The sequence below is a fragment of the Cellulomonas bogoriensis 69B4 = DSM 16987 genome (assembly GCF_000767165.1).
In the GTDB taxonomy this organism is placed as follows: Bacteria; Actinomycetota; Actinomycetes; order Actinomycetales; family Cellulomonadaceae; genus Actinotalea; species Actinotalea bogoriensis.
In genome coordinates this window covers 1-24,173 of the sequence record NZ_AXCZ01000011.1, presented here as the reverse complement: position 1 = coordinate 24,173, position 24,173 = coordinate 1, and the positions used below count along the sequence as shown (strand labels likewise).

Here is a 24,173-nt window from a genome sequence, read left to right as displayed (position 1 = left end):
TGTGCGCCGGGTGGACCTCCGTCTGGAGCGGTCCCTCCTGCGGGGCGGCGCCGACGTCGTCGTCGGCATGGACGAGGTGGGGCGGGGCGCGCTGGCCGGGCCGGTGAGCGTCGGTGCCGTCGCGGTGGACCTGCGCACCCGGGCCTGCCCACCGGGGGTCCGGGACTCCAAGCTCCTCACGCCGGCGGCCCGTGAGCGACTGCTGCCCTCATTGGGGCGATGGGGCGTGGCCCGCGCGGTGGGGCACGCCGCGCCGGAGGAGATCGACGCGATCGGGATCGTCGCGGCACTGCGCCTGGCGGGTCGACGCGCCCTGGACGGACTAGGGGTCGCGGTCGACGTCGTGCTGCTCGACGGTTCGCACGACTGGTTGTCCCGGCCGGCCCAGCCCGATCTGCTCGAGGCGGTCGCGGGAGGTGACGACGACGCGCCCGCGCCCGCCGTGCGCACACAGGTGCGTGCCGACCGGACCTGCGCCTCGGTGGCTGCTGCCAGCGTGCTGGCCAAGTGCGAGCGGGACGCGCTCATGGTCCGGCTCGCAGCCGAGCACCCTGGCTACGGGTGGGAGGGGAACAAGGGGTACGCGGCCCCTGAGCACGTGCGTGCCCTCGGGGTGCTGGGGCCCTGCGCCCAGCACCGCAGGTCCTGGCGGCTGCCCGGCTCGGAGCAGGTCGCACCGCCGGCATGGTCCATGATGGACACGTGAGCGCTGAGGACCTGGAGGACTACGAGACCGAGATGGAGCTCGCGCTCTACCGCGAGTACCGCGACGTCGTCGGGCTGTTCGCCTACGTGGTCGAGACCGAGCGCAGGTTCTACCTCGCCAACTCCGTGGACCTGCAGGTCCGGTCGGCGGCCGGCGAGGTGTACTTCGAGCTGAGCCTGGCCGACGCCTGGGTGTGGGACGTGTACCGGTCGGCGCGGTTCGTGAAGTCGGTCCGGGTCGTCACCTTCAAGGACGTCAACGTCGAGGAGCTCGCCAAGGCCGACCTCGACCTTCCGCAGGGTGAGGCCTTCAGGCGCTGACGGGCCCTGGCCCCCGCCTTCCACAGGGCGCGGTCCCTGCTGGGCCGCACCTGCCCCGCTCCCACGAGCGTGGGTGCAGGAGGTGGTTCGGTGCGAGCCAAGGACGCCGTCGGGCGGTACGGGGAGAAGATCGCCGCCAGGTACCTGGTCGAGGACGGGTACACGGTCCTGGACCGCAACTGGCGCGGGACCGGGGGCGAGCTCGACCTGGTGGTCCGGCGCGCCGACGAGGTCGCGGTCGTCGAGGTCAAGACCAGGCGAGGCCTCGGCTTCGGTCACCCGGCCGAGGCGATCACCGCGGCGAAGCTGGGCCGGCTGCGGCGCCTGGCGGGCCAGTGGCTGTCCGAGCACCCCGGCGCGGGTCGCAGCGTGCGCATCGACGTCCTGGCGGTCGTCCTGCCACGCGCCGGTGCCGCCCAGGTCGAGCACCTCCAGGGCGTCTCGTGACGGGCCTGGGCCGGACCCGGGCCGTGGCCCTGGTCGGGATGGACGCCCACGTCGTCGAGGTCGAGGCGCACCTCGCGGCCTCGGTCCCGGGCTTCACCCTGGTCGGGCTCCCGGACGCCTCGCTGGCCGAGGCCCGCGACCGGGTCCGGGCCGCCATGACCTCGTCCGGCCTCGGGTGGCCCCAGCGGCGCATCACGGTGAACCTGTCCCCGGCCGGCCTTCCCAAGGCGGGCCCCGGCTTCGACCTGGCGATCGCGGTCGCGACCCTGGCCGGTGCCGGGGTGTGCGACCCGGAGTCCGTCGCCGCCCAGGTCCACCTCGGCGAGCTCGGGCTGGACGGACGCCTCAGACCGGTGCGGGGGGTCCTTCCCGCTGTCGTCGCAGCGGTCCAGGCGGGGCGGCACCGGGTCGTGGTCCCGGCCGGGAACGTGGACGAGGCGCGTCTGGTCCCCGGGGCCCAGGTCGCGGGCGCCGTGAGCCTGGCGCAGGTCGCCGCAGCGCACGGGGCCCAGGTCGAGGTCCCTGCGGTCGACCCGGTCGACCCGCCCCGCAGCCCCGAGGACACGCCCGGCGGCTGCGACCTGACCGACGTGGTCGGCCAGGCGACCGGCCGGTGGGCGTTGGAGGTCACGGCGGCGGGTGGTCACCACCTCGCGCTCATCGGCCCACCGGGGTCGGGCAAGACGATGCTGGCCTCCCGGCTGCCCGGGCTCCTGCCCGACCTCGACGACGCCGCGGCGGTCGAGGTCACGGCCGTGCACTCCATCGCGGGCACGCTCGACCCCGGCACCGGGCTGATGCGTCGACCCCCGTTCGAGGCACCGCACCACACCGCCAGTGCCGCGTCGGTGGTCGGTGGTGGGGCGGGCATCCCTCGCCCCGGGGCGATCTCCCGGGCCCACCGTGGCGTCCTCTTCCTGGACGAGGCACCCGAGTTCGCGCCCGCGGTGCTCCAGACGCTGCGCCAACCTCTGGAGAGCGGTGAGCTGCGCCTGCACCGGGCAGCCGGCACCGCGCGCTACCCGGCACGGGTACAGCTGGTCCTCGCCGCCAACCCCTGCCCGTGCGGCAACGCGGTCGGCAAGGCGCTGGACTGCACGTGCACGGCGCTCGCACGCCGCCGGTACCTGTCCCGGCTGTCCGGCCCCCTGCTGGACCGTGTGGACCTCCAGCTCGACGTGCTGCCGGCCACCCGGGCCGAGCGACGTGCGGGCGCGCGCGAGTCGAGCGCCGTCGTCGCGCACCGGGTCGCTCTCGCGCGCGACCGGGCTCGCGCACGGTTCCAGGGCACCGGCTGGTCGACGAACTCCGAGGCCCCCGGTGCCTGGTTACGGGCACACCCCCCAGCAGGATCGGCGGTGCGAGACCTGGAACGTGCTCTGGACCGGGGTCTGCTGACGATGCGCGGCGCAGACCGGGTCCTGCGGGTCGCGTGGACGCTGGCCGACCTGGCCGGAGCCGGGCGACCGGAGCAGGACCACGTCGCACAGGCACTGGCGCTGCGTTCCCGGACGGCGGGCCCGACGTGACCGCGGACGCACCGGACCGCCGGCCGGTCCGCGCCGGGTCGAGCTGGACCGACACGGAGGTGGCCCTGGCTGCCTGGTCCTCGCTGTGCGAGCCTGGCGACCGCGTCGCGGGCGCCCTGGTGCACGCGCTCGGCGCGGTGCAGGCGCTGGACTGGGTGCGCAGCGCCGTCCTCGGCGGTGTCCTTCCGTCCCTGCCTGTGGGTCCGGACGACCACGCCCGCCTGGCGCGCGCCGTCGCCCGGTGGGCGGGCCGTCTGGCAGGCCTCGAGCCCGAACGGGACCTGGACAGGCTCGCCCGCCTGGGTGGCCGGTTCCTCAGCCCGGCCGGCCCGGGATGGCCGGCGGGCCTCAGCGACCTCGGCGTCGCAGCACCGTTCGGGCTCTGGGCCCGGGGAGAGCTCGTCCAGGGGCGGACGGGCGAGCTGGCCGGGGCTCTGACGCGATCGGTAGCCGTGGTGGGGGCCCGTGCCTCCACCGGCTACGGGGAGCACGTCACCGCCGAGCTCGCCTCCGGCCTGGCCGACCGCGGGTGGACGGTGGTGTCGGGAGGGGCCTACGGCATCGACGCGGTCGCCCATCGGGGGGCGCTCGCGGGCGACGGGCCGACGGTCGCGGTCCTGGCCGGTGGTGTCGACAGGCTCTACCCGGCCGGCAACACCAGGCTCCTGCAGGCGACGGCCGCCACGGGCGCCGTCGTCAGCGAGGTGCCGCCCGGCGCCGTGCCGACGCGGAGCAGGTTCCTCAAGCGCAACCGCATGATCGCCGCGCTCACCAGGGGCACGGTGGTCGTCGAGGCGGCGTGGCGATCCGGTGCGTTGAGCACGGCGACACATGCGACCGAGCTGCTGCGCCCGGTGGGGGCGGTGCCCGGGCCGGTCACGTCGGCGGCGTCGGCGGGCTGCCACCGGCTCCTGCGTGACGGCGCCGCGGTGTGCGTCACCGACGTCCGCGAGGTGGTCGAGCTCGTCGGTGCCGCTGGCCAGGTCGACGGGTGCGGGCGGGAGGAGCAGGACGGGTTGACCCGGCTACAGGAGCAGGTGCTGGACGTCACGCCCGTGAACCGCGGGTCCTCGGTGGAGACCGTCGCGCGGGCCGCCTGCCTCACGGAGAGGGAGACCTGGGCCGCCCTGGGCGCGCTCGAGCTCCGTGGCCGGGTGCGGAGGGCCGGTTCGGGGTGGCAGAAGATCCGGTCCTAGCGGACCGCAAGGGGCAAAAGGGGGGTGACATAGAGGGCATACCGGACATTACGTCCATTCTGGCAGGTCACAACCGGGTGAAGTGTGCGTGTCCCACCTTGTCGAGTGGGGCCCGACAGGCCACGGTAGATCTCATGACCACGGCGGCGGCTCCGACCGACGTCATGACCGAGGACGAGGTCGTGACGTCGTTCGCGGTGCACCTCCGTGCCGCGTGCGGTGCGTCCGAGCACACCGTCCGCGCCTACGTCGGTGACGTGCGACACCTGTTCGCCCACGCCCGGGAGCATGGCACGGCGTGGCGCGAGGTCGGGCTCGCCGACCTCCGCGCGTGGCTCTCGGCGATGGTGGTCGCGCGACTCTCGCGGGCGACCATCGCCCGCCGTGGTGCCGCGGTGCGGAGGTTCTACCGGTGGGCCGCCGTCGAGGGGCTGGTCCAGGACGACCCTGCGGTCCGGCTGGTCACCGCCGCCCCGCGGTCGGCCCTGCCGGTCACCGCCGAGGTCGACCAGGCACGGGAGTTCCTCGAGGCGGGCGCGGATCGAGCCGACTCGGGTGACCCCGTGCCGCTCAGGGACCATGCGGTGCTCGAGCTCCTCTACGCGGCGGGCCTGCGGGTGGGTGAGCTCGTAGGTGCCGACGTGGACGACGTGGACCTCGACCAGCGGCTGGTGAAGGTCCGGGGCAAGGGCGGCAAGGAGAGGATGGTGCCGTTCGGTCTTCCAGCTGCGACGGCGCTGTCACGCTGGCTGGGTGAGGGGCGTCCCCACCTGGCTCGGGAGTGCTCCGGGCCGGCGCTGTTCCTGGGGGTCCGCGGTCGCCGCCTGGACCAGCGCCAGGTGCGCGACGTGGTTCACCGAGGTGCATCGGGTCTTGCGCCGCACTCCTTGCGGCACTCGGCAGCCACCCATCTGCTGCAGGGCGGTTCCGACCTGCGTAGCGTCCAGGAGATACTGGGCCACTCGTCGTTGGCCACCACCCAGCGCTACACCCACGTGACCGCTGACAGGTTGCGGTCGTCCTACGCCCAAGCCCACCCACGAGCCTGAGGATCACGATGTCTGCCCAGGCCCCGAGCCCACGCACCCAGCCGACGAGCACGTCGGGCAAGCGGGTGCCCCGTCCGTACCTGGCGGGGTCCGCCGAGGACGCCGCCACCGTCGAGTCCCTGTGGGCGGTGTTCAAGGAGAGCGGGGACCGCGGGGCGCGGGAACGGCTGATCCTGCACTACGCGCCGTTGGTGACGATGGTCGCGGCGAAGGTCGGTGCCGGGCTCCCCAGCAGCGTGGAGCAGGCCGACCTGGTGTCCTACGGCATGTTCGGCCTCATCGACGCGATCGAGAAGTACGACGTCGACCGGCCGGTCAAGTTCGAGACCTACGCCAGCTCCCGTGTCCGCGGGGCCATCATCGACGAGCTCCGGGCGATCGACTGGATCCCCAGGTCCGTGCGGACCAAGGCGCGGGCGGTGGACCGCGCGTACGCCGAGCTCGAGGCGCAGCTGCGTCGGGCGCCCTCCGAGGAGGAGGTCGCGGCGCGGCTCGAGATCGGGGTGACCGAGCTGCGGGCGGTGTTCACCCAGCTGTCGACGGTCAACGTCGCTGCGCTCGACGAGCTGATCGGTGCCGGGTCCGAGCGGGGCGACTCGTTGACCCTCCTGGACACCTTGGAGGACCCGGGGGCGGTGGACCCTGCGGGCTCGGTGGAGGCCGAGGAGACCAAGGTGCTGCTCGCCCGGGCCATCGAGCGGCTGGGTGAGCGCGAGAAGATCGTCCTGGTCCTGTACTACTACGAGGGCATGACCCTCGCCGAGATCGGGCGGGTCCTGGGCGTCACCGAGTCACGCATCTCCCAGATGCACACCGCCGCGATGCTGCGTCTGCGTTCGAGCCTGCAGGAGAGCGAGCGAGGCTGACTCACGGCAGCAGGACCACGGGGGGTACCGGCCCCAGCAGGCTGAGGGGGTCCAGGTAGAGGTCGCCCTCGCGCACGCCCCAGTGCAGGCAGGTGGGTTCGCAGTGGGAGTGGCCGGGGGTGACGTGGGCGACGACCTGCCCGAGCGCCACCCGGTCGCCGACCGAGACGGCGGCGGTCACGGGTTCCAGGCTGGAGCGCAGTCCGTCGTCATGGGTGATCGTCAGTACTCCTCTGTTCACGACGGTCCCCGCGAAGGTCACCGTGCCGCTGCCAGGGGCGCGGACCTCCGCTCCCAGGGTGGTGGACAGGTCCACGCCCCGGTGTCCCGGCGCCCAGGGTGCGGGGGGCGGGTCGAACAGCTCCAGGACCGTCGTCGGCGTGACCGGAAGCGTGTAGACGCCGGTCGGCTCGGGGAGCGGAGGGCCGCCGCCCTGCGCGGCCTGGGTGGGGGAGTGGCCGAGTGCGACCAGCAGCACCAGGACCAGACCTGTCCCCAGGTTCCTGGCACGGGTACGGGTGCCTGGACGTTCCACGGATGGGGGGCGGCTCGGGCGTGCGACGGTGTCCACCCGGCCCATCCTCGTGCGGGACCGCGACCCGGCGCACGGAGGGGTCACCCGGTGGGGACGCAGGTCGGGTAAGATGCTCGCTGCACCCGGTCCGCCGGGTGACATCGCGTGCCATCACCACACCACCGGGAGCAGCTTTCCGGTGGTCCGCGCGCCGGTCGGTCCGGGTCCAGGCCCGGTCCCGGCGCGGCATGGCACCAGGGACGACGGTCACCCCGACCGGAGTCGACAACCGGATCCGTGGGACCCTTCGGGCGCCCACCTGCACAGTGCGCGGCCCCGTGGGCCGCGCGGAAGGACGTGCCATGGCCGTCGTGACCATGCGCCAGCTGCTCGAGAGCGGTGTCCACTTCGGGCACCAGACCCGCCGCTGGAACCCCAAGATGAAGCGCTTCATCTTCACCGAGCGCAACGGCATCTACATCGTCGACCTGCAGCAGTCGCTGTCCTACATCGACAACGCCTACGAGTTCGTCAAGCAGACCGTCGCCCACGGCGGGACGATCCTGTTCGTCGGGACCAAGAAGCAGGCCCAGGAGCCCGTCGCCGAGCAGGCCTCGCGCGTCGGGATGCCCTACGTCAACCAGCGTTGGCTCGGTGGCATGCTCACCAACTTCCAGACCGTCAACAAGCGGCTCCAGCGGCTCAAGGAGCTCGAGGAGATCGACTTCGACGACGTCGCGGGCAGTGCCTTCACCAAGAAGGAGCTGCTCATCATGCGCCGTGAGAAGGACAAGCTCACCAAGACCCTCGGTGGCATCCGCGACATGTCCAAGGTCCCGTCGGCCATCTGGGTCGTCGACACCAACAAGGAGCACCTGGCCGTCGACGAGGCCCGCAAGCTGGGGATCCCGGTCGTGGCGATCCTGGACACCAACTGCGACCCGGACCTGGTCGACTACCAGATCCCCGGCAACGACGACGCGATCCGTGCCGTGACGCTCCTGACCCGCGTGATCGCCGACGCCGCCGCCGAGGGCCTGATCGCCCGTGCCTCTGGTCGGTCCGCCCCCGCCGAGGGTGCTGCCGTGGCGTCCGAGCCACTGGCCGAGTGGGAGCAGGAGCTCCTCGCCGGTGGTGGCTCCGGCTCCGAGGGCGGTGCGGTGCAGACCGAGCCCTCCGCCCCGCAGGGTCCTGAGGACGTCACGGTGCCCCCGGGCTCCTCGCAGGTCGCCACCGACGACCTGCCTGCTGACAACGCCGCCGCCGAGGCGCAGGTCGAGAGCCCTGCCGCCGCGGTGGGTGACGGTGCGGCCGGTGCGGTGCCGACCGGTCAGGACGCGGCTCCGGCTGCTGCCGCCACGGGTGCCTCCGAGCCTGCGGCCGACGACAAGCAGTGAGGCGGGGCGCCGGCGGCGCCTGCTCACGCGGACCTGAACGACCAACAGACAAGGAAGCTCATGGCCAACTACACGGCTGCAGACATCAAGGCGCTCCGGGAGCGGACCGGTGCGGGCATGCTCGACGTCAAGAAGGCCCTGGACGAGGCCGAGGGTGACGCCGAGAAGGCGCTGGAGATCATCCGCGTCAAGGGTCTCAAGGGTGTGAGCAAGAGGGAGGGCCGTTCTGCCTCGGACGGCCTGGTCGCCGCCCACGTGGCCGACGACGCCTCCGGTCAGACCGGTGTGCTGATCGAGCTGAACTCCGAGACGGACTTCGTGGCGAAGAACGCCACGTTCGTCACGCTGGCCGAGCAGGTGCTCGCGGCAGCGGTGGCCCTGGGCACCGACGACGTCGAGGCCGTCCTGGGCTCGCAGGTCGACGGGCGTGAGGTCCGCACGATGATCGACGAGACCGCCGCGACCCTGGGCGAGAAGATCGTCCTGCGCCGGGTCGCGCGCGTGACCGCCGAGAAGGTCAGCGTGTACCTGCACAAGGTCAACAAGGACCTCCCGCCCCAGGTCGGCGTCCTCGTCGGCACCGACGCGGCCGGTGGCGCGGTCGGCAAGGACGTGGCCATGCACGTCGCCGCGTTCTCGCCCACCTACCTCACGCGTGAGGACGTCCCGGCCGAGACGGTCGAGAACGAGCGTCGCATCGCTGAGGAGACCTCGCGCAACGAGGGCAAGCCCGAGGCTGCGCTCCCGAAGATCGTCGAGGGTCGCCTCAACGGGTTCTTCAAGGAGAGCGTCCTGGTCGACCAGGCGTACGCCAAGGAGCCGAAGAAGTCCGTGGGCCAGGTCCTGGCCGACGCGGGCGGCGCGGTGACGGGCTTCGCGCGCTTCCGCGTGGGAGCCTGAGCCGGATCGCCTGACGGCGGCCCCGACCCCAGGGTCGGGGCCGCCGTCGCACACCAGGCCGTACCAGGCGGCTCGACTCGTGGAGCACAGGAGGAGACGTGGGGCAGATGGGCGTCGTCGGCGAAAGTGCCGCGTTGGACGGGGAGGCGTCGCGTCGCGTGCTCCTGAAGCTCTCGGGTGAGACGTTCGGCGGTGGTGGGGTCGGGCTGGCCCCCGACGTCGTGCAGCGGGTCGCTGCCGAGATCGCCGAGGCGGTCCGCCGCGGCGTTCAGGTGGCCGTGGTCGTCGGTGGCGGGAACTTCTTCCGCGGTGCGGAGCTGTCCCAGCGGGGCCTGGACCGTGCTCGTGCCGACTACATGGGCATGCTCGGCACGGTCATGAACTGCCTCGCGCTGCAGGACTTCCTCGAGCAGAACGGCGTGAGCACGCGGGTGCAGACCGCCATCACGATGGGCCAGGTCGCAGAGCCCTACATCCCCCTGCGTGCCATCCGGCACCTCGAGAAGGGTCGGGTGGTGATCTTCGGAGCCGGTGCGGGCATGCCGTACTTCTCCACCGACACGGTCTCGGTCCAGCGCGCGCTGGAGACGCACTGCGACGAGGTGCTCATGGGCAAGAACGGGGTGGACGGTGTCTACACCGCCGACCCCAGGACCGACCCCGGGGCCGAGCGGCTGGACAGCGTGACGTACACCCGTGCCCTCATGGACGGCCTGGAGGTCATGGATGCCACGGCCCTGAGCCTGTGCCGCGACAACGGTGTGGTGATGCGCGTGTTCGGGATGGGATCTGAGGGGAACGTCACCCGTGCCCTGCTGGGTGAGAAGATCGGGACACTGCTCACCGCCTGACGCACCGCTCGACCTGACGGTGACGCACCGCCAGCCCGCCTGACGACATGAAGGAGCACCGGTGATCGACGAGACCCTCCTCGAGGCCGAGGAGAAGATGGACAAGGCTGTCGAGGTCGCCAAGGAGGACTTCGCGACGATCCGGACCGGCCGTGCGAACCCGGCGATGTTCAGCAAGATCACCGTCGACTACTACGGTGCTCCGACTCCGTTGCAGCAGCTGGCCTCGTTCGCGACGCCCGAGGCCCGGACCATCCTCATCTCCCCGTTCGACGTGAGCTCCCTGGGTGACGTCGAGCGCGCCCTGCGCGACTCCGACCTGGGCGTCAACCCGAGCAACGACGGCAAGGTCATCCGGGTCGTGCTTCCCCAGCTGACGGAGGAGCGCCGCAAGGACTACGTCCGTCTCGCCCGGCACAAGGCCGAGGAGGCTCGGGTCGCGATCCGGAACGTCCGTCGCCGCGCCAAGGAGCAGCTCGACCGGCTCGTCAAGGACGGCGAGGCCGGCGAGGACGAGGGGACCCGCGCCGAGAAGGAGCTCGAGGCGGTGACGCGGCGTCACGTCGACCTGATCGACCAGGTGCTGGCCGCCAAGGAGAACGAGCTCCTCGAGGTCTGATGACTGAGCTCGCAGGGATGCCGACGACGGTGTCCGGCTCCGGGCGCACGCCCAGGGCCGGACGCAACCTGCCCCTGGCGATCGCCGTGGGGGTGGGACTCCTCGGCGCCGTGGCAGGGTCGCTGTACTGGCGCAAGGAGCTGTTCGTCGTGTTCGCGGCGGTGGCGTGCGGTGCAGCGCTCTGGGAGCTGTCGCAGGCGTTCGCGCGCCGGCGCATCCAGATCCCGCTGCTGCCCCTGCTGGTGGGGTCCACGGGCATCCTGGTCTCGGCGTACGCCTCGGGCCCCGAGGCCCTGATGGTCGCGTTCATGCTCACCGCGGGCGGTGTCGTGGTGTGGCGGGTGCTGGACGGGAGCGGGCCCTCCGCCCTCCGGGACGCGACCGCTGCGACGTTCGCGGCCGCGTACGTCCCGTTCATGGCCGGCTTCGTCATGCTCATGCTCGCCGAGGCCGACGGGGTACGTCGCGTCGCGCTGTTCGTGCTGCTCGCCGTCGCGAGCGACACCGGGGGGTACGTGGCCGGTGTGCTGGCCGGACGGCACCCGCTCGCCCCGTCGGTCAGCCCGAAGAAGTCCTGGGAGGGGCTGTTCGGGTCGTTCGTGCTCGCGGGTGCGGTCGGCGGCGTGGGCTTCGTCTGGGCGTTCGACGCCTCGGCGGTCGTCGGTGTGGCGCTGGGCATCGGCGCCGTCCTCACCTCGACGCTGGGCGACCTGGCCGAGTCGTTGCTGAAGCGGGATCTGGAGCTCAAGGACATGGGCTCCCTGCTCCCGGGTCACGGGGGAGTCCTGGACCGCCTCGACTCGATGGTGCTCACCGCACCGCTGGTCTACATGGTCCTGCTCGTGGCGCTCCCGGTCGTGGGGGACTGAGCGTGAGAGGCTGTGCGGTGCCATGGTTGAGGTGAGACCTGGGGACGAGCCCGGTCGGGTCGCGCTCCCCCTGACGATGACCGCCCCGCGGCGGGGCAAGCCCCCGCGGCACTTCGCCGACCTCTCGGCCGAGGAGCGTGCCGCCGCGGTCGTGGAGCTGGGCGAGAAGCCGTTCCGCGCCAAGCAGCTCGCGACCCACTACTTCGACCACCACACGGTGGACCCGTCCGAGATGACCGACCTGCCGGCCACGTCGCGGACCAGGCTGGCGGAGGCGCTGTTCCCCGAGCTGCTGCGCCCGGTGCGGACGATGGAGGCCGACGCGGGTGCGACCGTGAAGACGTTGTGGCACCTGCACGACGGCGTGAAGGTCGAGTCGGTCCTGATGCGCTATCCGGGCCGGGCGACGTTGTGCGTGTCCAGCCAGGCCGGGTGCGGCATGGCCTGCCCCTTCTGCGCGACCGGGCAGCTGGGCCTGACCCGCAACCTGTCGACCGGTGAGGTCGTGGAGCAGGTCCGTGCGGCCGCTCGCGCACTGGAGCGGGGCGAGGTGGCCGGTGGCCCGGGTCGCCTGACGAACCTGGTCTTCATGGGGATGGGTGAGCCGCTCGCCAACTACCGGACCGTCATGGCTGCGGTGCGGGCGTTCGTGGCGCCCGTCCCGGAGGGGCTGGGCATCTCGGCGCGGAACGTCACGGTGTCCACCGTGGGTCTGGTGCCGGCCATGGACAAGCTCGCGGGGGAGGGCATCCCGGTGACGTTGGCCCTGTCGCTGCACGCGCCTGATGACGAGCTGCGCAGCGAGCTGGTCCCCGTCAACACGCGGTGGTCGGTGGACGAGGTGCTGGACGCGGCCCGACGCTACTTCGAGGCGACGGGGCGCCGGGTGAGCATCGAGTACGCGCTCATCAAGGACATGAACGACCACGCCTGGCGTGCGGACCTGCTCGGCACCAAGCTCACCGAGCGCGGCCGCGGTTGGGTGCACGTGAATCCCATCCCCCTGAACCCCACCCCCGGGTCGATCTGGACCGCGAGCGAGCGGGACGTCGAGGCGGAGTTCGTGGCGCGTCTGCGGGCTCACGGCATCCCGACGACGGTCCGTGACACCCGGGGCAGCGACATCGACGGCGCGTGCGGCCAGCTCGCCGCTGAGGAGGTCCCATGAGCACCATGTTCCGGAAGGTCGGTCGTCTCGGGTCGGGCTACGACCCGGTTCAGGTCGACGAGTTCTTCGACCGCGCCCGCCGCGTGTACGAGGGCGAGGACGGTGAGCACCTGACCGGCTCGGACGTCCGCAACGCGGCATTCGACCTGGTCCGTGGTGGGTACGCGACGTCGGCGGTCGACGGGGCGATGGACCGCCTCGAGCGGGCGTTCGTGGCGCGACACCGGACCCAGTTCGTCGCCGAGCACGGCCAGCAGGCGTGGATGGACCACCTGGCGGACCAGGCGCGCACGCTCTACGGCCGCCTCACCCGGCCCGACGGCGAGCGGTTCGCCCCACCCCGTCGCGGCGAGCCCGGCTACGACGCCGAGGACGTCGACGAGCTGTGCCACCGCCTGATCGACTACTTCGACCACGGCGAGTCCCTCACCTCCGACGAGGTGCGGCACGCGACGTTCGGTCGTCGTACCGGTAAGTCGGCCTACGGCGAGCCGGCGGTCGACGCGTTCTGCGACCGTGCGGTGGAGGTCCTCCTCGGCGTCGAGTGACCTCGCTGCGGCTCCGGTGGTGGCGAAGCCGGACGCGCGGGTCCTGACGTCCAGCACAATGGGCGCGTGACTCAACGCACCGTCATCGTCCTCGGCTCGACCGGTTCCGTGGGGACCCAGGCCCTGGAGGTGATCGCCCGCCACCCGGACCTGTTCCGGGTCGTGGGGCTGGCCGCCGGTGGTCGTGACCCGCGGGCCCTGGCGGAGCAGGTGGTGGCGACCGGTGCCCAGACCGTCGCGGTCGGCGACCCGTCCGCGGCCATCGCGGTGCTGGAGCAGGTGACCCGGGTGGCGGCCGAGCAGAGGCTGCCGAGCGCCGGGGTCGAGCTGGTCACGGGCCCCGACGCGGCCGCCCAGCTCGCCGGCCGTGGCGCGGACGTCGTGCTCAACGCGGTCACGGGGTCCATCGGTCTGGGGCCGACGTTGGCAGCCCTGCGGGCCGGGAGCACCCTCGCGCTGGCGAACAAGGAGTCGATGGTCGTCGGCGGCACGCTGGTGCGGGACGCGCAGGTGCGGCCCGAGCAGATCGTCCCGGTGGACTCCGAGCACTCGGCCATCGCCCAGTGCCTGCGCTCCGGGCGCAGGCAGGAGGTGCGCCGTCTGGTGCTCACCGCCTCCGGTGGTCCGTTCCGGGGGCGGGCCCGGCACGAGCTGGTGGACGTGACGCCGGCCCAGGCGCTCGCCCACCCGACCTGGTCGATGGGCCCGGTGGTGACCGTGAGCTCGGCGACGCTGATGAACAAGGGTCTGGAGCTGATCGAGGCGCACCACCTGTTCGACGTCCCGGTGCGCGACGTGGCCGTGGTGGTGCACCCGCAGTCGGTGGTGCACTCGATGGTCGAGTTCGTGGACGGGTCGACCGTCGTCCAGGCCTCGCCGCCGGACATGCGCCTGCCGATCGCGCTGGGCCTGGCCTGGCCCGACAGGCTCCCCGGGGCGGTCGCCCCGTGCGACTGGTCCTTGGCGTCCTCCTGGACGTTCGAGCCGTTGGACGACGACGCGTTCCCGGCGGTGGGTCTGGCCCGGTCGTGCGTGGAGGCCTCGCCCTCCCACCCCGCGGTCTACAACGCGGTCAACGAGGAGGGCGTGGCCGCGTTCCTCGACGGCCGCATCGGCTTCCTGGACCTGGTGCCCACCGTGGAGAAGGTCCTGGCCGAGCACGAGCACCCCGCCGGTGACCTCGACCTGGAGAGCCTGCTCGCGGTCGAGGGCTGGGCGCGGCGCCGTGCCCACGAGGTCATGTCCTTGGCCTGACCGGCCTCAGCCGGTCCAGCCGCCCAGGTGGTCGTGCGCCTCCAGGTGCACGAACGTCTCGGTCGTCAGCACGCCGGGCAGGGACCTGATTCCGCCGTTCAGGACGGTCAGCAGGTGCTCGTCGTCGTGGCAGAGCACCTCCACGAGCACGTCGAACGCACCGGCGGTGATCACCACGTGGTCGACCTCGGGGATCGCTGCCAGGGACCGTCCGAGCTCCTGGAGGTCGCCCTCGGCCTTGATGCCGATGCTCGCGTGCCGCTGCAGGCCCAGCCGTCGGGCGTCGGTGACGGCGACGATCCGGACGATCCCCGATTCGACGAGGCGTTGGACGCGCTGCCGCACGGCCGCCTCCGACAGCCCCACGGCCTTGGCGATCGCGGCGTAGGGCTTGCGGCCGTCCAGTCGCAGCTGGTCGATGATGGCCCGGGACACGGCGTCGATGGCGGGCGTCTCGCGGCGGTCGTTGGCGGGCACCTCCTGATCTTCCCCGTCGTGCTGCGGTGCGGCAAGGAGTGCGCCCGGCGGGGGATGATGGTGCTGCGCGCCGTCCGGCGCGGGGTCGACGGAGGTGTCATGGCGTTCACGCTCGCGGTGGTGGTGGTGGTCGTGGGGCTACTGGTCTCGATCGCCCTGCACGAGGTGGGGCACATGGTCCCGGCCAAGCGGTTCGGGGTCCGGGTCAGTCAGTACATGGTCGGGTTCGGGCCCACGCTGTGGTCCCGGACCCGCGGTGAGACCGAGTACGGGCTCAAGGCCATACCTCTGGGGGGCTACGTCCGGCTCGTGGGGATGCTGCCGCCGGCCGACGTCGTGGGCGCCGCGCCCCCGCGGGCCGGACGCATGGCCGAGCTGGTCGCGGACGCGCGCGCGGCGAGCGCCGAGGAGATCCGTCCGGGGGAGGACCACCGGGCGTTCTACCGTCTGAGCACCCCGCGCAAGGTCGTGGTGATGACCGGCGGGCCGCTGATGAACCTGCTGATCGCGGGCGTGCTCCTCGCCGTGGTCGGGGTGGGGATCGGGGTGCCGGTCCCGGGGACGACCGTCGCCTCGATGCCGGCGTGCGTGCCTGCGGCGCAGGGTCGCCCGTGCACCGACGCCGACCCCGCGACCCCCGCGGAGGTAGCGGGTGTCCGGACGGGGGACCGGTTGGTGGCGTACGACGGCGTCCCCACGCCCACCTGGGAGGACTTCCAGCAGGCGGTCGCCGGGGCGGGGACGGCGGTGGTGCCGCTGACCGTGGAGCGTGCGGGTGAGGAGCTGACGCTGCAGGTGGAGCCCGCGCTGCGGGGGCGGGTGGTGCTCGGAGCTGACGGGGCCCCGGTGCCGGGCGCCGACGGTGAGCCTGCGACCGAGACGGTCCCGTTCGTCGGGGTCACGCCCGGGTACGAGCGCGAGCGTCAGTCGGTGGGGACGGTGGCGGCCCAGCTGGGTGACGTGACGTGGCAGACCGCCCGGGTCGTGGCGACCCTGCCGGTGCACGTCGTCGAGGTCGGGAGGGCCGCGTTCGGCGGCGCCGAGCGTACGGACGGCATCCTGGGGCCGGTGGGGATCGGCCGGGTCGCCGGCGAGATCGCCACGACCGATGCCCCGGGCGTCACCGTGAGCGACCGTGTCGCGACCATGCTCACCCTGCTGGCGGTGCTGAACGTGGCGCTGTTCGTCTTCAACATGATCCCCCTGCTGCCCCTGGACGGCGGGCACGTGGCCGGCGCCCTGTGGGAGGGGGCGCGGCGGCAGGTGGCCCGCCTGCGGGGACGTCCGCGCCCTGCGCCGACGGACGTGGCCCGCATGATGCCCGTGGCCTACGGGGTGTTCATCGCGCTCATCGGCCTGGGGGTGCTGCTCCTGTACGCCGACATCGTGCGTCCCATCACGTTGTGAGGCGCTCCTGGGCGATACTGGTGCGGTGAGCACCCCCATCAGTCTCGGAATGCCCCAGGCCCCCGCCCCGGTGCTGGCGCCTCGGCGCAGGACCAGGAAGATCTCCGTCGGCTCCCTCGAGGTGGGCGGCGACGCCCCGGTCTCGGTCCAGTCGATGACCACCACGCGGACCAGCGACGTCAACGCGACGTTGCAGCAGATCGCGGAGCTGACCGCCTCGGGCTGCGACATCGTCCGGGTGGCGTGCCCCACGGAGGACGACGCCGCGGCGCTGCCCGCGATCGCGCGCAAGTCCCAGATCCCCGTCATCGCCGACATCCACTTCCAGCCGAAGTACGTGTTCGCGGCGATCGACGCCGGGTGCGCGGCGGTGCGGGTGAACCCGGGCAACATCCGCAAGTTCGACGACCAGGTCGGTGCGATCGCCCGGGCCGCGAAGGACGCCGGGGTGTCCATCCGCATCGGCGTGAACGCGGGCTCCCTGGACAAGCGCCTGCTGGAGAAGTACGGCAAGGCCACGCCCGAGGCGCTGGTGGAGTCCGCGGTGTGGGAGGCCTCGCTGTTCGAGGAGCACGACTTCCACGAGTTCAAGATCTCGGTCAAGCACAACGACCCGGTCGTGATGGTCCGCGCCTACGAGCAGCTGTCCGAGCGTGGGGACTGGCCCCTGCACCTGGGGGTCACCGAGGCGGGGCCGGCGTTCCAGGGCACGATCAAGTCGGCGACGGCCTTCGGTGCGCTGCTCAGCAAGGGGATCGGGGACACGATCCGGGTCTCGCTCTCGGCCCCTCCGGTGGAGGAGGTCAAGGTCGGGATCCAGATCCTGCAGTCGCTGAACCTCCGTCCCCGCAAGCTGGAGATCGTCTCGTGCCCGTCGTGCGGTCGCGCGCAGGTCGACGTGTACAGCCTCGCGGAGAGGGTCACGGCCGGTCTGGAGGGCATGGAGGTGCCCCTGCGCGTCGCGGTCATGGGCTGCGTGGTGAACGGGCCGGGGGAGGCTCGCGAGGCCGATCTCGGTGTCGCGTCGGGCAACGGCAAGGGCCAGATCTTCGTCAAGGGCGAGGTCGTGAAGACCGTCCCGGAGTCCCAGATCGTCGAGACGTTGATCGAGGAGGCGATGCGGATCGCCGAGACGATGGAGCCCGCGGAGGGTGAGGGGCCGCAGGTGTCGGTCGGGTGAGGTGACTCGACCCGCGCAGGTGCACCTGGTGGGGCAGAATCGGGTCATGGGACGTTGGGGCACGCGCACCGGCCCTGAGGTGCCGGTCGTGACGGACGTCGGTCTGGACGAGGCGGGCGATCTGTGCCGCCGCGACCCGGTCGGTTCCGTGCTCGTCGCGGCCCGGCTCGAGGCCCTCGCCGCGGGCGGCGCGGACCGGGGTGGGGGGTCCCTGTGGGGCGTGCGTCGGGACGGTCGCCTCGAGGCGGCGTGCTGGGCGGGGGCGAACCTGGTGCCTCTGGCAGCCCCCGGGGACGAGGAGTCCCTGGTGGCGTTCGCGTCGGCCGCCAGGGCTCAGGGTCGCCGCTGCTCGTCGATCGTGGGTCCGGCCCACGCGGTCCTGGGGATGTGGGCCCGGTTGCGGCCGTCCTGGGGTGAGCCTCGGGAGGTGCGGCCCGACCAGCCGTCGCTGGTGATGGAGCACCTGTCGGCGGTGCCCGCCGATCCTCGCGTGCGCCGTTCTCGGCCCGAGGAGCTGCCCCTGCTCCTGCCGGCGTGCGTCGACATGTTCGTCGAGGAGGTCGGGTACTCCCCGCTGGTCGGCGCCCCGGGGGCCTACGAGGGCAGGGTGCGGGCGTTGGTGGAGGCCGGCAGGTCGTTCGTGCGCGTGGACGATCGGGCGCGGGGCCCGCAGGTCGTCTACAAGGCCGAGCTCGGCGCGGTGAGCCGCGACGTCGTGCAGGTGCAGGGGGTGTGGGTCGCCCCGGACCGGCGCGGTCAGGGGCTCGCGGCCCCGGCGATGGCCGCCACGGTCCGGCACGCGCTGGCCGTGGCCCCGTGCGTCTCGCTGTACGTGAACCGGTTCAACGACCGCGCGCTGGCGGTGTACGAGCGGGTGGGCTTCACCCAGGTCGGCACCTTCGCGACGGTGCTCTTCTGACCGGTCCGGCCGCTCATCTGAGCAGTCGCGACATGCGGCGGTCCGCCAGCGCCCGGCCGCCGGTCTGGCAGGTGTGGCAGTACTGCAGGCTCGAGTCGGCGAACGACACCTCCCGGACGGTGTCCCCGCAGACGGGGCACGGCTCGCCGGTCCGGCCGTGGACGCGCATGGCCCGGAGCTTGGCGTCCTTGAGCTGTGCGGCCGGGCGGCCCGCTGCCTCGTCGACGGCGGCCCGGAGCACGTCGTGCAGGGCCGTGTGCAGCCGCTGGACGCCCTGGTGGTCCAGGCTCCCGGCACGGGTGAAGGGGCTCATCCGTGCCGCGTGGAGGATCTCGTCGGAGTAGGCGTTGCCGATGCCCGCGACCCGGCGCTGGTCCCTCAGCAGGCCCTTGAGCTGCTGGTTGCGGTCGGACAGGAGCTCGGCGAGCCGGTCGACGGTGAACGCCGGGTCCAGCGGGTCCGGCCCCAGGGTCGCGACCTGCTCCACGTCCCGGGGCTCGTGGGTCACGTGCACGGCCAGTCGTCGGCGGGTCCCAGGTGCGCATCGCGTTCACCGACAGGACGGTGACCTGCCGTACGACGCGCCCGCGCACGTGGGCGTCCAGGAACTCGCTCAGGGCGTGGACCTCGGGGAGCTCGGGCACCGTCCCATGGTCGCCGACCTTCGCGGGCGGCGGTAGCGGGGCCACTAGGCTGACGCCCATGCTGCTGCGGATGTCGTCCCTGTTCGTCCGGACGCTGCGGGAGGACCCCGCCGACGCCGAGGTCCCGAGCCACCGCCTGCTGGTGCGTGCGGGGTACATCAGGCGCGCCGCGCCGGGGGTGTACACGTGGTTGCCCCTGGGGCTGCGGGTGCTGGGCAAGGTCGAGCAGGTCGTGCGCCAGGAGATGGCTGCCGCGGGCGCCCAGGAGGTGCACTTCCCGGCGCTGCTGCCGCGCGAGCCGTACGAGGCCACGGGCCGCTGGGACGACTACGGGCCGAACCTGTTCCGGCTCAAGGACCGTCGGGAGGCCGACTACCTGCTGGCACCCACGCACGAGGAGATGTTCACCCTCCTGGTCAAGGACCTGTACTCCTCCTACAAGGATCTGCCGGTCACGCTGTACCAGATCCAGACGAAGTACCGGGACGAGGCGCGACCCCGGGCCGGGCTCCTGCGCGGCCGGGAGTTCGTGATGAAGGACGCCTACTCCTTCGACCTGGACGACGAGGGCCTGCAGGCGTCGTACGCCCGCCAGCGGGAGGCCTACCAGCGGATCTTCTCGCGGTTGGGTCTGGAGTTCGTGATCGTGTCGGCGACGTCGGGTGCCATGGGCGGGTCGCACTCCGAGGAGTTCCTCATGCCCACCCCGATCGGGGAGGACACGTTCGTGAGGTCGGCCGGGGGGTACGCCGCGAACGTCGAGGCCGTCACGACCCCCGCACCGGACGCCGTGCCCTTCGACGGGTTGCCCGAGGCGCACGTGGAGCGCACGCCGGGCACGCCCACGATCCAGACTCTGGTGGACCACGCCAACGCCCACGTCCCCCGGCCGGACCGGCCCTGGCAGGCGTCCGACACGCTCAAGAACGTGGTGGTCGCCCTGGTGCAGCCCGACGGTGGACGTGAGCTGGTCGTGGTGGGTGTGCCGGGGGACCGTGAGGTCGACATGACCCGGTTGGCGGCCGCGATGAGCCCGGCCGAGGTCCAGGCGGCGACCGAGGCCGACCTCGCCGCCCGCCCGGAGCTGGTCAAGGGGTACATCGGCCCGGGGGTCGTGGGGCAGGCGAACACCGGCCGCCAGGACGCGTTGCGGTACCTGCTGGACCCGCGCGTCGTGCCCGGGACCCGGTGGGTCACGGGGGCGAACGTCGAGGGCGAGCACGTGTTCGACCTGGTGGCCGGCCGCGACTTCGTCGGCGACGGGGTGGTCGAGGCCGCGGAGGTCCGTGCGGGCGACCCCGCGCCGGACGGCTCGGGTCCGCTCGAGCTCGCCCGCGGCATCGAGATCGGCCACATCTTCGCCCTGGGGCGTACGTACGCCGAGGCTCTGGGTCTGTCGGTGCTGGACGTCAACGGCAAGGCGCGGACCGTGACGATGGGTTCGTACGGCATCGGTGTCTCGCGTGCGGTCGCCGCCCTGGCCGAGTCCAACCATGACGAGGCAGGCCTGGCGTGGCCCGCGACGGTCGCCCCGGTGCACGTGCACGTGGTCGCGACCGGCAAGGACCCTGAGGTGTTCGCCGCGGCGGAGGAGCTCGCCGGGGGCCTGGACGGCCGTGGTGTGGAGGTCCTGCTGGACGACCGGCCCAAGGTGTCGCCGGGGGTGAAGTTCGCCGACGCCGAGCTGCTGGGTGCCCCCGTCCTGGTGGTCGTGGGTCGAGGACTGGCGTCGGGGGTGGTCGAGGTCAGGTTCCGGCGCCCCGGGGACGCGGCGCGCCTGGGTGTGGAGCCGCGCCGCGAGGTGGAGGTCGCCGGTGCCGTCGAGCAGGTCGCCTCGGCCGTGGCCGAGCTCCTCGGCTCCTGACGTGCGCCCGGCGGGCTCAGGTGTCCGTGGTGGTGATGCCGGGAAGCGCGGGTACCTGGGCGAGGACCTCGGTCAGCGTCCGTGAGGTCTCCAGGAGGCCCTCGAGGACCGGCGCCCGCTCCCCGGGATCGGCCCGTGCGACCAGCGTCGCGTAGGCGCGGGTGAGCGCAGCCTCGACCTCGGCGAGTGCCGTCGTCAGGTCCTCGTCCTGCTCGGGTCGGACGATCTCCTCGGGCAGCGAGTAGAGGTTGCGTCGTGGGTCGGCCTGGGTCTTGGCGACCCCGCCGAGACGGGCCCAGTGGTCGGCCCGGGTGCGGTGCTCGGCGGCCCTGGCGGCCGCCGCGGTGCGTGGGTCACCGCCGGCCCGGGCGGCGACGACCTCCCAGGCGTACCCCGCCGCGTCCTCCGACAGCACCAGGGACCGCAGGTCCGCGGCCGAGACCCCCGGGGGTGGTCGGTCGGAGCCGTCATCCTCACCGGCATCGGTGCCGGCGTCCTGCCGTCCGGGGCGCGGAGGCGCCGGTGAGGTGTCCTGGTCGGGGCCCATGGCCCTGGTCATCGACTCCAGGTGGAGGGCTCTGCTCACGGCGACCGAGGCGACCAGACGGGCCAGTGGGCCGTCGGGGACGGCGTCGGCGTCGTCCAGTGCGGTCTGTGCCGCGCGGGCCAGGAGCGTCTGGAGGTCCTGTGGCGGGCGCGGTACCGCGGGTGGCGTCGTGGTGCTGTCCTCGGGCTCGTCGGCCCCGTCGACGTCGTAGGGTTCGGTCCCTGGGTCGTAGATGCCTCCGAGCGCCTCCAGGTGCAGGCGCGAGGCGGACGCGGCCGCGCGTGCGGCGTCGGCCAGGGCGGTGTCGTCACCGGTGTCGACGTGCTCGGCCAGGACGGCGAGGGCCAGCGCGTCCGCCGTGGTCCGCTGGCGCACGACCTCGGCGTCGTCGGGCACCAAGGGCGCCGGTGGAGGAGTCTCGAGCCGTACCCCGCAGCCGGCCAGCACCAGGGCCGTCGCGAGCGCGACCACGGTCAGGACACCTCGTCGGCGCGGGGTACCGGTGCGCTGCCGGCCTGGGGACGTGGAGGGGGGCACAGGCCGTGATCCTGCCACGACCGGGCCCCGGGATGTCGTTAGGGTGGGGACGGACAAGTCCAGAGGGTCGTCTCCACGTCGGGTGGCCCGCCACGACGCACAGGAGGAAGACATGGTCACGGCCGCGGCCGGGGGAGCAGCCCCACGGGTTCGGGAGGTCGTCGCCCCGGTGGTGGACGCCGCCGGGCTGCACCTGGAGGACGTCACCGTCTCGGCCGCAGGACGCCGGTCGGTGGTGCGGGTCGTGGTGGACCTGACCGAGGACGCCGTCGGGAGCCTGGACCTGGACGCGCTGGGAGAGGTCTCCCGGGAGGTGTCGGCCGTCCTGGACGCCCGTGACCCGGTGCGTGGGGCCTACGTGCTGGAGGTCTCGACCCCGGGCACCGACCGGCCGCTGACCGAGCCGCGGCACTTCCGCCGGGCCCGTACCCGCCTCGTCCGGCTGGTCATGGTCGACGGCTCGGACCTCCTGGGCCGGCTCGTGGACGCCAGTGCCGAGGCGGTCGAGCTGGAGCTGTCCGACGGCCGCGTGACGAGGGTCCCGATGGTCGGGGTGCGTCGCGGTCACGTCGAGGTCGAGCTGACGCGTGTCGGCGATGAGGAGGAGCAGGCCTGATGGACATCGACATGACGGCCCTGAGACTGGTCGAGAACGAGCGCGGCATCAGCCTGGACGTCCTGGTCTCGGCGATCGAGCAGGCGTTGCTGTCGGCATACCACCGCACGCCCGGTGCCCACCAGGACGCCAGGGTTGAGGTGGACCGACGCAGCGGGCACGTCACGGTGTGGGCGCGCGAGCCGGCCGAACCCGGAACGGAGCCGGGCCCGGAGTTCGAGCACACCCCGGAGGGCTTCGGCCGGGTCGCGACCTCCACGGCCCGCCAGGTGATCGTGCAGCGCCTGCGTGACGCCGAGGACGAGCAGGTCCTCGGTGCGTTCCGGGGCATGGAGGGCGAGGTCCTCGCCGGGGTGATCCAGCAGGGCCGTGACCCCCGCACGGTGCTGGTGGCGGTCCGTGGTACGGAGGCGGTGCTCCCGGCGCACGAGCAGGTCCCCACCGAGAGGTACGTCCACGGCGAGCGGCTGCGTGCGTACGTGCTGGACGTGGCCAGGGGGATGAAGGGCCCGTCGATCACCCTGTCCCGGACGCACCCGGGTCTGGTGCGCAAGCTGTTCGCGCTGGAGGTCCCGGAGATCGCTGACGGCTCGGTGGAGATCACCGCGGTGGCCCGGGAGGCGGGCCACCGGACCAAGATCGCCGTCCGGACCTCGGTGGCGGGTCTCAACGCCAAGGGCGCGTGCATCGGCCCCATGGGGGCGCGGGTGCGGGCGGTCATGACCGAGCTCCGCGGCGAGAAGATCGACATCGTCGACCACAGCGACGACCCGGCGCAGATGGTCGCGAACGCCCTCTCGCCCGCACGGGTCTCGTCGGTGACGGTCGTGGACGTGGACGCCCGGTCGGCCCGGGTCGTGGTGCCGGACTACCAGCTGTCGTTGGCGATCGGCAAGGAGGGCCAGAACGCCCGCCTGGCAGCCAAGCTGACCGGGTGGCGCATCGACATCCGGCCTGACACCGCCGACGTCGCGGACGGTTCCACGCCCGGCGGTGCGACCGGTGACGGGGCCGCCCACGGTGCTCCTGAGGCCGAGGTGGGTCCCACTTCGTGACCGGGGGCGCTAGACTCTCCGGGGCTGGCCCGCGGGATCGGCCCCCTCGACGTGCGTCGGTCGCGGCTTCGCCCCTGGTGGCGGGGTCGACAGGCCCGGTGCGCACGTGCGTGGGGTGTCGGGGTCGTGGACAGCGGTCCGTGCTGACACGGGTCGTCCGGGTGGACGACGACGGGGTTCCCCGTGCGGTCGTCGACCCGGGTCGTCGCCTTCCCGGTCGTGGTGCCTGGCTGCATCACGACCTGCAGTGCCTCGAGCTCGCCGAACGGCGTCGAGCCCTGCCGCGCGCCCTGCGCGTCGGCGGTCTGGACACCTCGCCGGTGCGTGCGGTCCTCGAGGGTGGTGGTGGCCATCAGGCCGCGGCCACGTCCGTCGTCATCGAGAAGGAAAGCGGGTTGGAAGCCGATGGGCACCCGATGAGTACCCAGCGATGAGTCCCGAGCACTAACGACGGTCCGACCCTGTCCCGGGCGGGCCGAGACAGGAGAGTTGTGGCAAAGGTCCGCGTCTACGAGCTCGCGAAGGAGCTCGGAGTCTCGAGCAAGGCCCTCATGGCCAAGCTGAACGAGTTGGGCGAGTTCGTCCGGTCGGCATCGTCGACCATCGAGCCGCCGGTCGTGCGCAAGCTGCGCGACGCCTACCCCGGCGGGGGCGGTGCCGACGCAGGTGCGCCGGCCAAGCCCGCGCGCCCGGC

26 protein-coding genes and 1 pseudogene are annotated in these 24,173 nt (G+C 72.8%); 23 read left to right on the top strand and 4 right to left on the bottom strand.

Annotation, left to right across the window (positions count from 1 at the left end; all coding sequences use genetic code 11):
* Position 1 precedes the first annotated feature (1 nt).
* From N869_RS02385 to whiG, 7 genes are all read left to right on the top strand, one after another.
* The gene (locus tag N869_RS02385) at positions 2–706 is read left to right on the top strand and encodes a ribonuclease HII (protein WP_052104874.1); all 705 of its coding nucleotides are present in this window, start codon (positions 2–4) and stop codon (positions 704–706) included.
* On the top strand, positions 703–1,026 hold the full coding sequence (locus N869_RS02380) for a DUF2469 domain-containing protein (RefSeq protein WP_035057279.1): 324 nt from the start codon (positions 703–705) through the stop codon (positions 1,024–1,026). The genes N869_RS02385 and N869_RS02380 overlap by 4 nt, the downstream gene beginning before the upstream one ends.
* Positions 1,027–1,116: 90 nt before the next feature.
* Entirely contained in the window at positions 1,117–1,473 is a 357-nt protein-coding gene (locus N869_RS02375) for a YraN family protein (protein WP_035057276.1), read from the top strand.
* A gap of 38 nt (positions 1,474–1,511) precedes the next feature.
* Positions 1,512–3,002, top strand: coding sequence for a YifB family Mg chelatase-like AAA ATPase (locus tag N869_RS02370; RefSeq protein WP_052104873.1), 1,491 nt, complete (start codon positions 1,512–1,514; stop codon positions 3,000–3,002).
* On the top strand, positions 2,999–4,198 hold the full coding sequence (gene dprA, locus N869_RS02365; protein WP_084136347.1) for a DNA-processing protein DprA: 1,200 nt from the start codon (positions 2,999–3,001) through the stop codon (positions 4,196–4,198). Before N869_RS02370 ends, dprA begins: the two co-directional genes overlap by 4 nt.
* Before the next feature lie 134 nt (positions 4,199–4,332).
* Positions 4,333–5,247, top strand: coding sequence for a tyrosine recombinase XerC (locus N869_RS02360; RefSeq protein ID WP_084136346.1), 915 nt, complete (start codon positions 4,333–4,335; stop codon positions 5,245–5,247).
* Between the two features lie 8 nt (positions 5,248–5,255).
* Positions 5,256–6,113, top strand: coding sequence for an RNA polymerase sigma factor WhiG (gene whiG, locus N869_RS02355; protein ID WP_052104869.1), 858 nt, complete (start codon positions 5,256–5,258; stop codon positions 6,111–6,113).
* A gap of 1 nt (position 6,114) precedes the next feature.
* Here the strand turns inward: whiG and N869_RS02350 are convergent, their stop codons facing one another.
* On the bottom strand, positions 6,115–6,684 hold the full coding sequence (locus tag N869_RS02350) for a murein hydrolase activator EnvC family protein (protein WP_232229583.1): 570 nt from the start codon (positions 6,682–6,684) through the stop codon (positions 6,115–6,117).
* Positions 6,685–6,989: 305 nt separating this feature from the next.
* On the opposite strand from N869_RS02350, the gene rpsB reads away from it, so the two are divergent.
* The 8 genes from rpsB to dxr all read left to right on the top strand — a co-directional run bounded on the left by rpsB (position 6,990) and on the right by dxr (position 14,233).
* Positions 6,990–8,024: a 30S ribosomal protein S2 gene (gene rpsB, locus N869_RS02345; RefSeq protein ID WP_035057271.1), complete on the top strand. Its 1,035-nt coding sequence runs from the start codon at positions 6,990–6,992 to the stop codon at positions 8,022–8,024.
* A 60-nt stretch (positions 8,025–8,084) separates the two neighbouring features.
* Positions 8,085–8,924 carry a translation elongation factor Ts gene (tsf, locus tag N869_RS02340; protein ID WP_035057268.1) on the top strand — a complete coding sequence of 280 codons (840 nt, stop codon included), beginning with the start codon at positions 8,085–8,087 and terminating at the stop codon, positions 8,922–8,924.
* Positions 8,925–9,031: 107 nt separating this feature from the next.
* Complete coding sequence (gene pyrH / locus N869_RS02335; RefSeq protein ID WP_052104871.1) at positions 9,032–9,775, top strand: UMP kinase; 744 nt, start codon at positions 9,032–9,034, stop codon at positions 9,773–9,775.
* 61 nt (positions 9,776–9,836) lie between these two features.
* Complete coding sequence (gene frr, locus N869_RS02330; protein ID WP_035057265.1) at positions 9,837–10,394, top strand: ribosome recycling factor; 558 nt, start codon at positions 9,837–9,839, stop codon at positions 10,392–10,394.
* The gene (locus tag N869_RS02325) at positions 10,394–11,263 is read left to right on the top strand and encodes a phosphatidate cytidylyltransferase (protein WP_035057260.1); all 870 of its coding nucleotides are present in this window, start codon (positions 10,394–10,396) and stop codon (positions 11,261–11,263) included. Before frr ends, N869_RS02325 begins: the two co-directional genes overlap by 1 nt.
* 76 nt (positions 11,264–11,339) lie before the next feature.
* Entirely contained in the window at positions 11,340–12,431 is a 1,092-nt protein-coding gene (gene rlmN / locus N869_RS02320) for a 23S rRNA (adenine(2503)-C(2))-methyltransferase RlmN (RefSeq protein ID WP_035057257.1), read from the top strand.
* Positions 12,428–12,979 carry a DivIVA domain-containing protein gene (locus N869_RS02315; protein ID WP_035057254.1) on the top strand — a complete coding sequence of 184 codons (552 nt, stop codon included), beginning with the start codon at positions 12,428–12,430 and terminating at the stop codon, positions 12,977–12,979. The genes rlmN and N869_RS02315 overlap by 4 nt, the downstream gene beginning before the upstream one ends.
* Before the next feature lie 66 nt (positions 12,980–13,045).
* Positions 13,046–14,233, top strand: coding sequence for a 1-deoxy-D-xylulose-5-phosphate reductoisomerase (gene dxr / locus N869_RS02310; RefSeq protein WP_035057251.1), 1,188 nt, complete (start codon positions 13,046–13,048; stop codon positions 14,231–14,233).
* A gap of 6 nt (positions 14,234–14,239) precedes the next feature.
* On the opposite strand, the gene N869_RS02305 is transcribed toward dxr, so the two are convergent.
* Positions 14,240–14,710 (bottom strand): Lrp/AsnC family transcriptional regulator, encoded by a 471-nt coding sequence (locus tag N869_RS02305; RefSeq protein WP_035057248.1) that lies wholly within the window; start codon positions 14,708–14,710, stop codon positions 14,240–14,242.
* A gap of 99 nt (positions 14,711–14,809) precedes the next feature.
* Here N869_RS02305 and N869_RS02300 point away from each other — a divergent pair, with 99 nt between their 5' ends.
* The 3 genes from N869_RS02300 to N869_RS02290 are packed head-to-tail and all read left to right on the top strand — an operon-like array spanning position 14,810 to position 18,216.
* Positions 14,810–16,117 (top strand): M50 family metallopeptidase, encoded by a 1,308-nt coding sequence (locus N869_RS02300; RefSeq protein WP_035057322.1) that lies wholly within the window; start codon positions 14,810–14,812, stop codon positions 16,115–16,117.
* Between the two features lie 49 nt (positions 16,118–16,166).
* Positions 16,167–17,297 (top strand): flavodoxin-dependent (E)-4-hydroxy-3-methylbut-2-enyl-diphosphate synthase, encoded by a 1,131-nt coding sequence (gene ispG / locus N869_RS02295; protein WP_198025930.1) that lies wholly within the window; start codon positions 16,167–16,169, stop codon positions 17,295–17,297.
* A gap of 46 nt (positions 17,298–17,343) precedes the next feature.
* Positions 17,344–18,216 carry a GNAT family N-acetyltransferase gene (locus tag N869_RS02290; protein ID WP_035057320.1) on the top strand — a complete coding sequence of 291 codons (873 nt, stop codon included), beginning with the start codon at positions 17,344–17,346 and terminating at the stop codon, positions 18,214–18,216.
* Between the two features lie 13 nt (positions 18,217–18,229).
* Here N869_RS02290 and N869_RS02285 read toward each other — a convergent pair.
* A pseudogene (locus N869_RS02285) lies at positions 18,230–18,751 on the bottom strand (zinc finger domain-containing protein); the annotation flags it as partial.
* Positions 18,752–18,918: 167 nt separating this feature from the next.
* Between N869_RS02285 and N869_RS02280 the strand changes: the two are divergent.
* Positions 18,919–20,724, top strand: a complete 1,806-nt coding sequence (locus tag N869_RS02280) for a proline--tRNA ligase (protein ID WP_035057242.1) — start codon at positions 18,919–18,921, stop codon at positions 20,722–20,724.
* 16 nt (positions 20,725–20,740) lie between these two features.
* Here N869_RS02280 and N869_RS02275 read toward each other — a convergent pair whose 3' ends face one another.
* Positions 20,741–21,742: a DUF4439 domain-containing protein gene (locus tag N869_RS02275; protein ID WP_035057239.1), complete on the bottom strand. Its 1,002-nt coding sequence runs from the start codon at positions 21,740–21,742 to the stop codon at positions 20,741–20,743.
* A gap of 178 nt (positions 21,743–21,920) precedes the next feature.
* Here N869_RS02275 and N869_RS02270 point away from each other — a divergent pair, with 178 nt between their 5' ends.
* From N869_RS02270 to N869_RS02255, 4 genes are all read left to right on the top strand, one after another.
* A complete protein-coding gene (locus tag N869_RS02270; protein WP_035057237.1) occupies positions 21,921–22,424 on the top strand; it encodes a ribosome maturation factor RimP in 504 nt (167 codons plus the stop codon).
* Complete coding sequence (nusA, locus tag N869_RS02265) at positions 22,424–23,479, top strand: transcription termination factor NusA (protein ID WP_052104868.1); 1,056 nt, start codon at positions 22,424–22,426, stop codon at positions 23,477–23,479. Before N869_RS02270 ends, nusA begins: the two co-directional genes overlap by 1 nt.
* The gene (locus N869_RS16340) at positions 23,476–23,913 is read left to right on the top strand and encodes a YlxR family protein (RefSeq protein WP_052104867.1); all 438 of its coding nucleotides are present in this window, start codon (positions 23,476–23,478) and stop codon (positions 23,911–23,913) included. The genes nusA and N869_RS16340 overlap by 4 nt, the downstream gene beginning before the upstream one ends.
* A 57-nt stretch (positions 23,914–23,970) precedes the next feature.
* The coding region (locus N869_RS02255; protein WP_035057234.1) for a translation initiation factor IF-2 N-terminal domain-containing protein at positions 23,971–24,173 on the top strand (203 nt) is incomplete at its 3' end.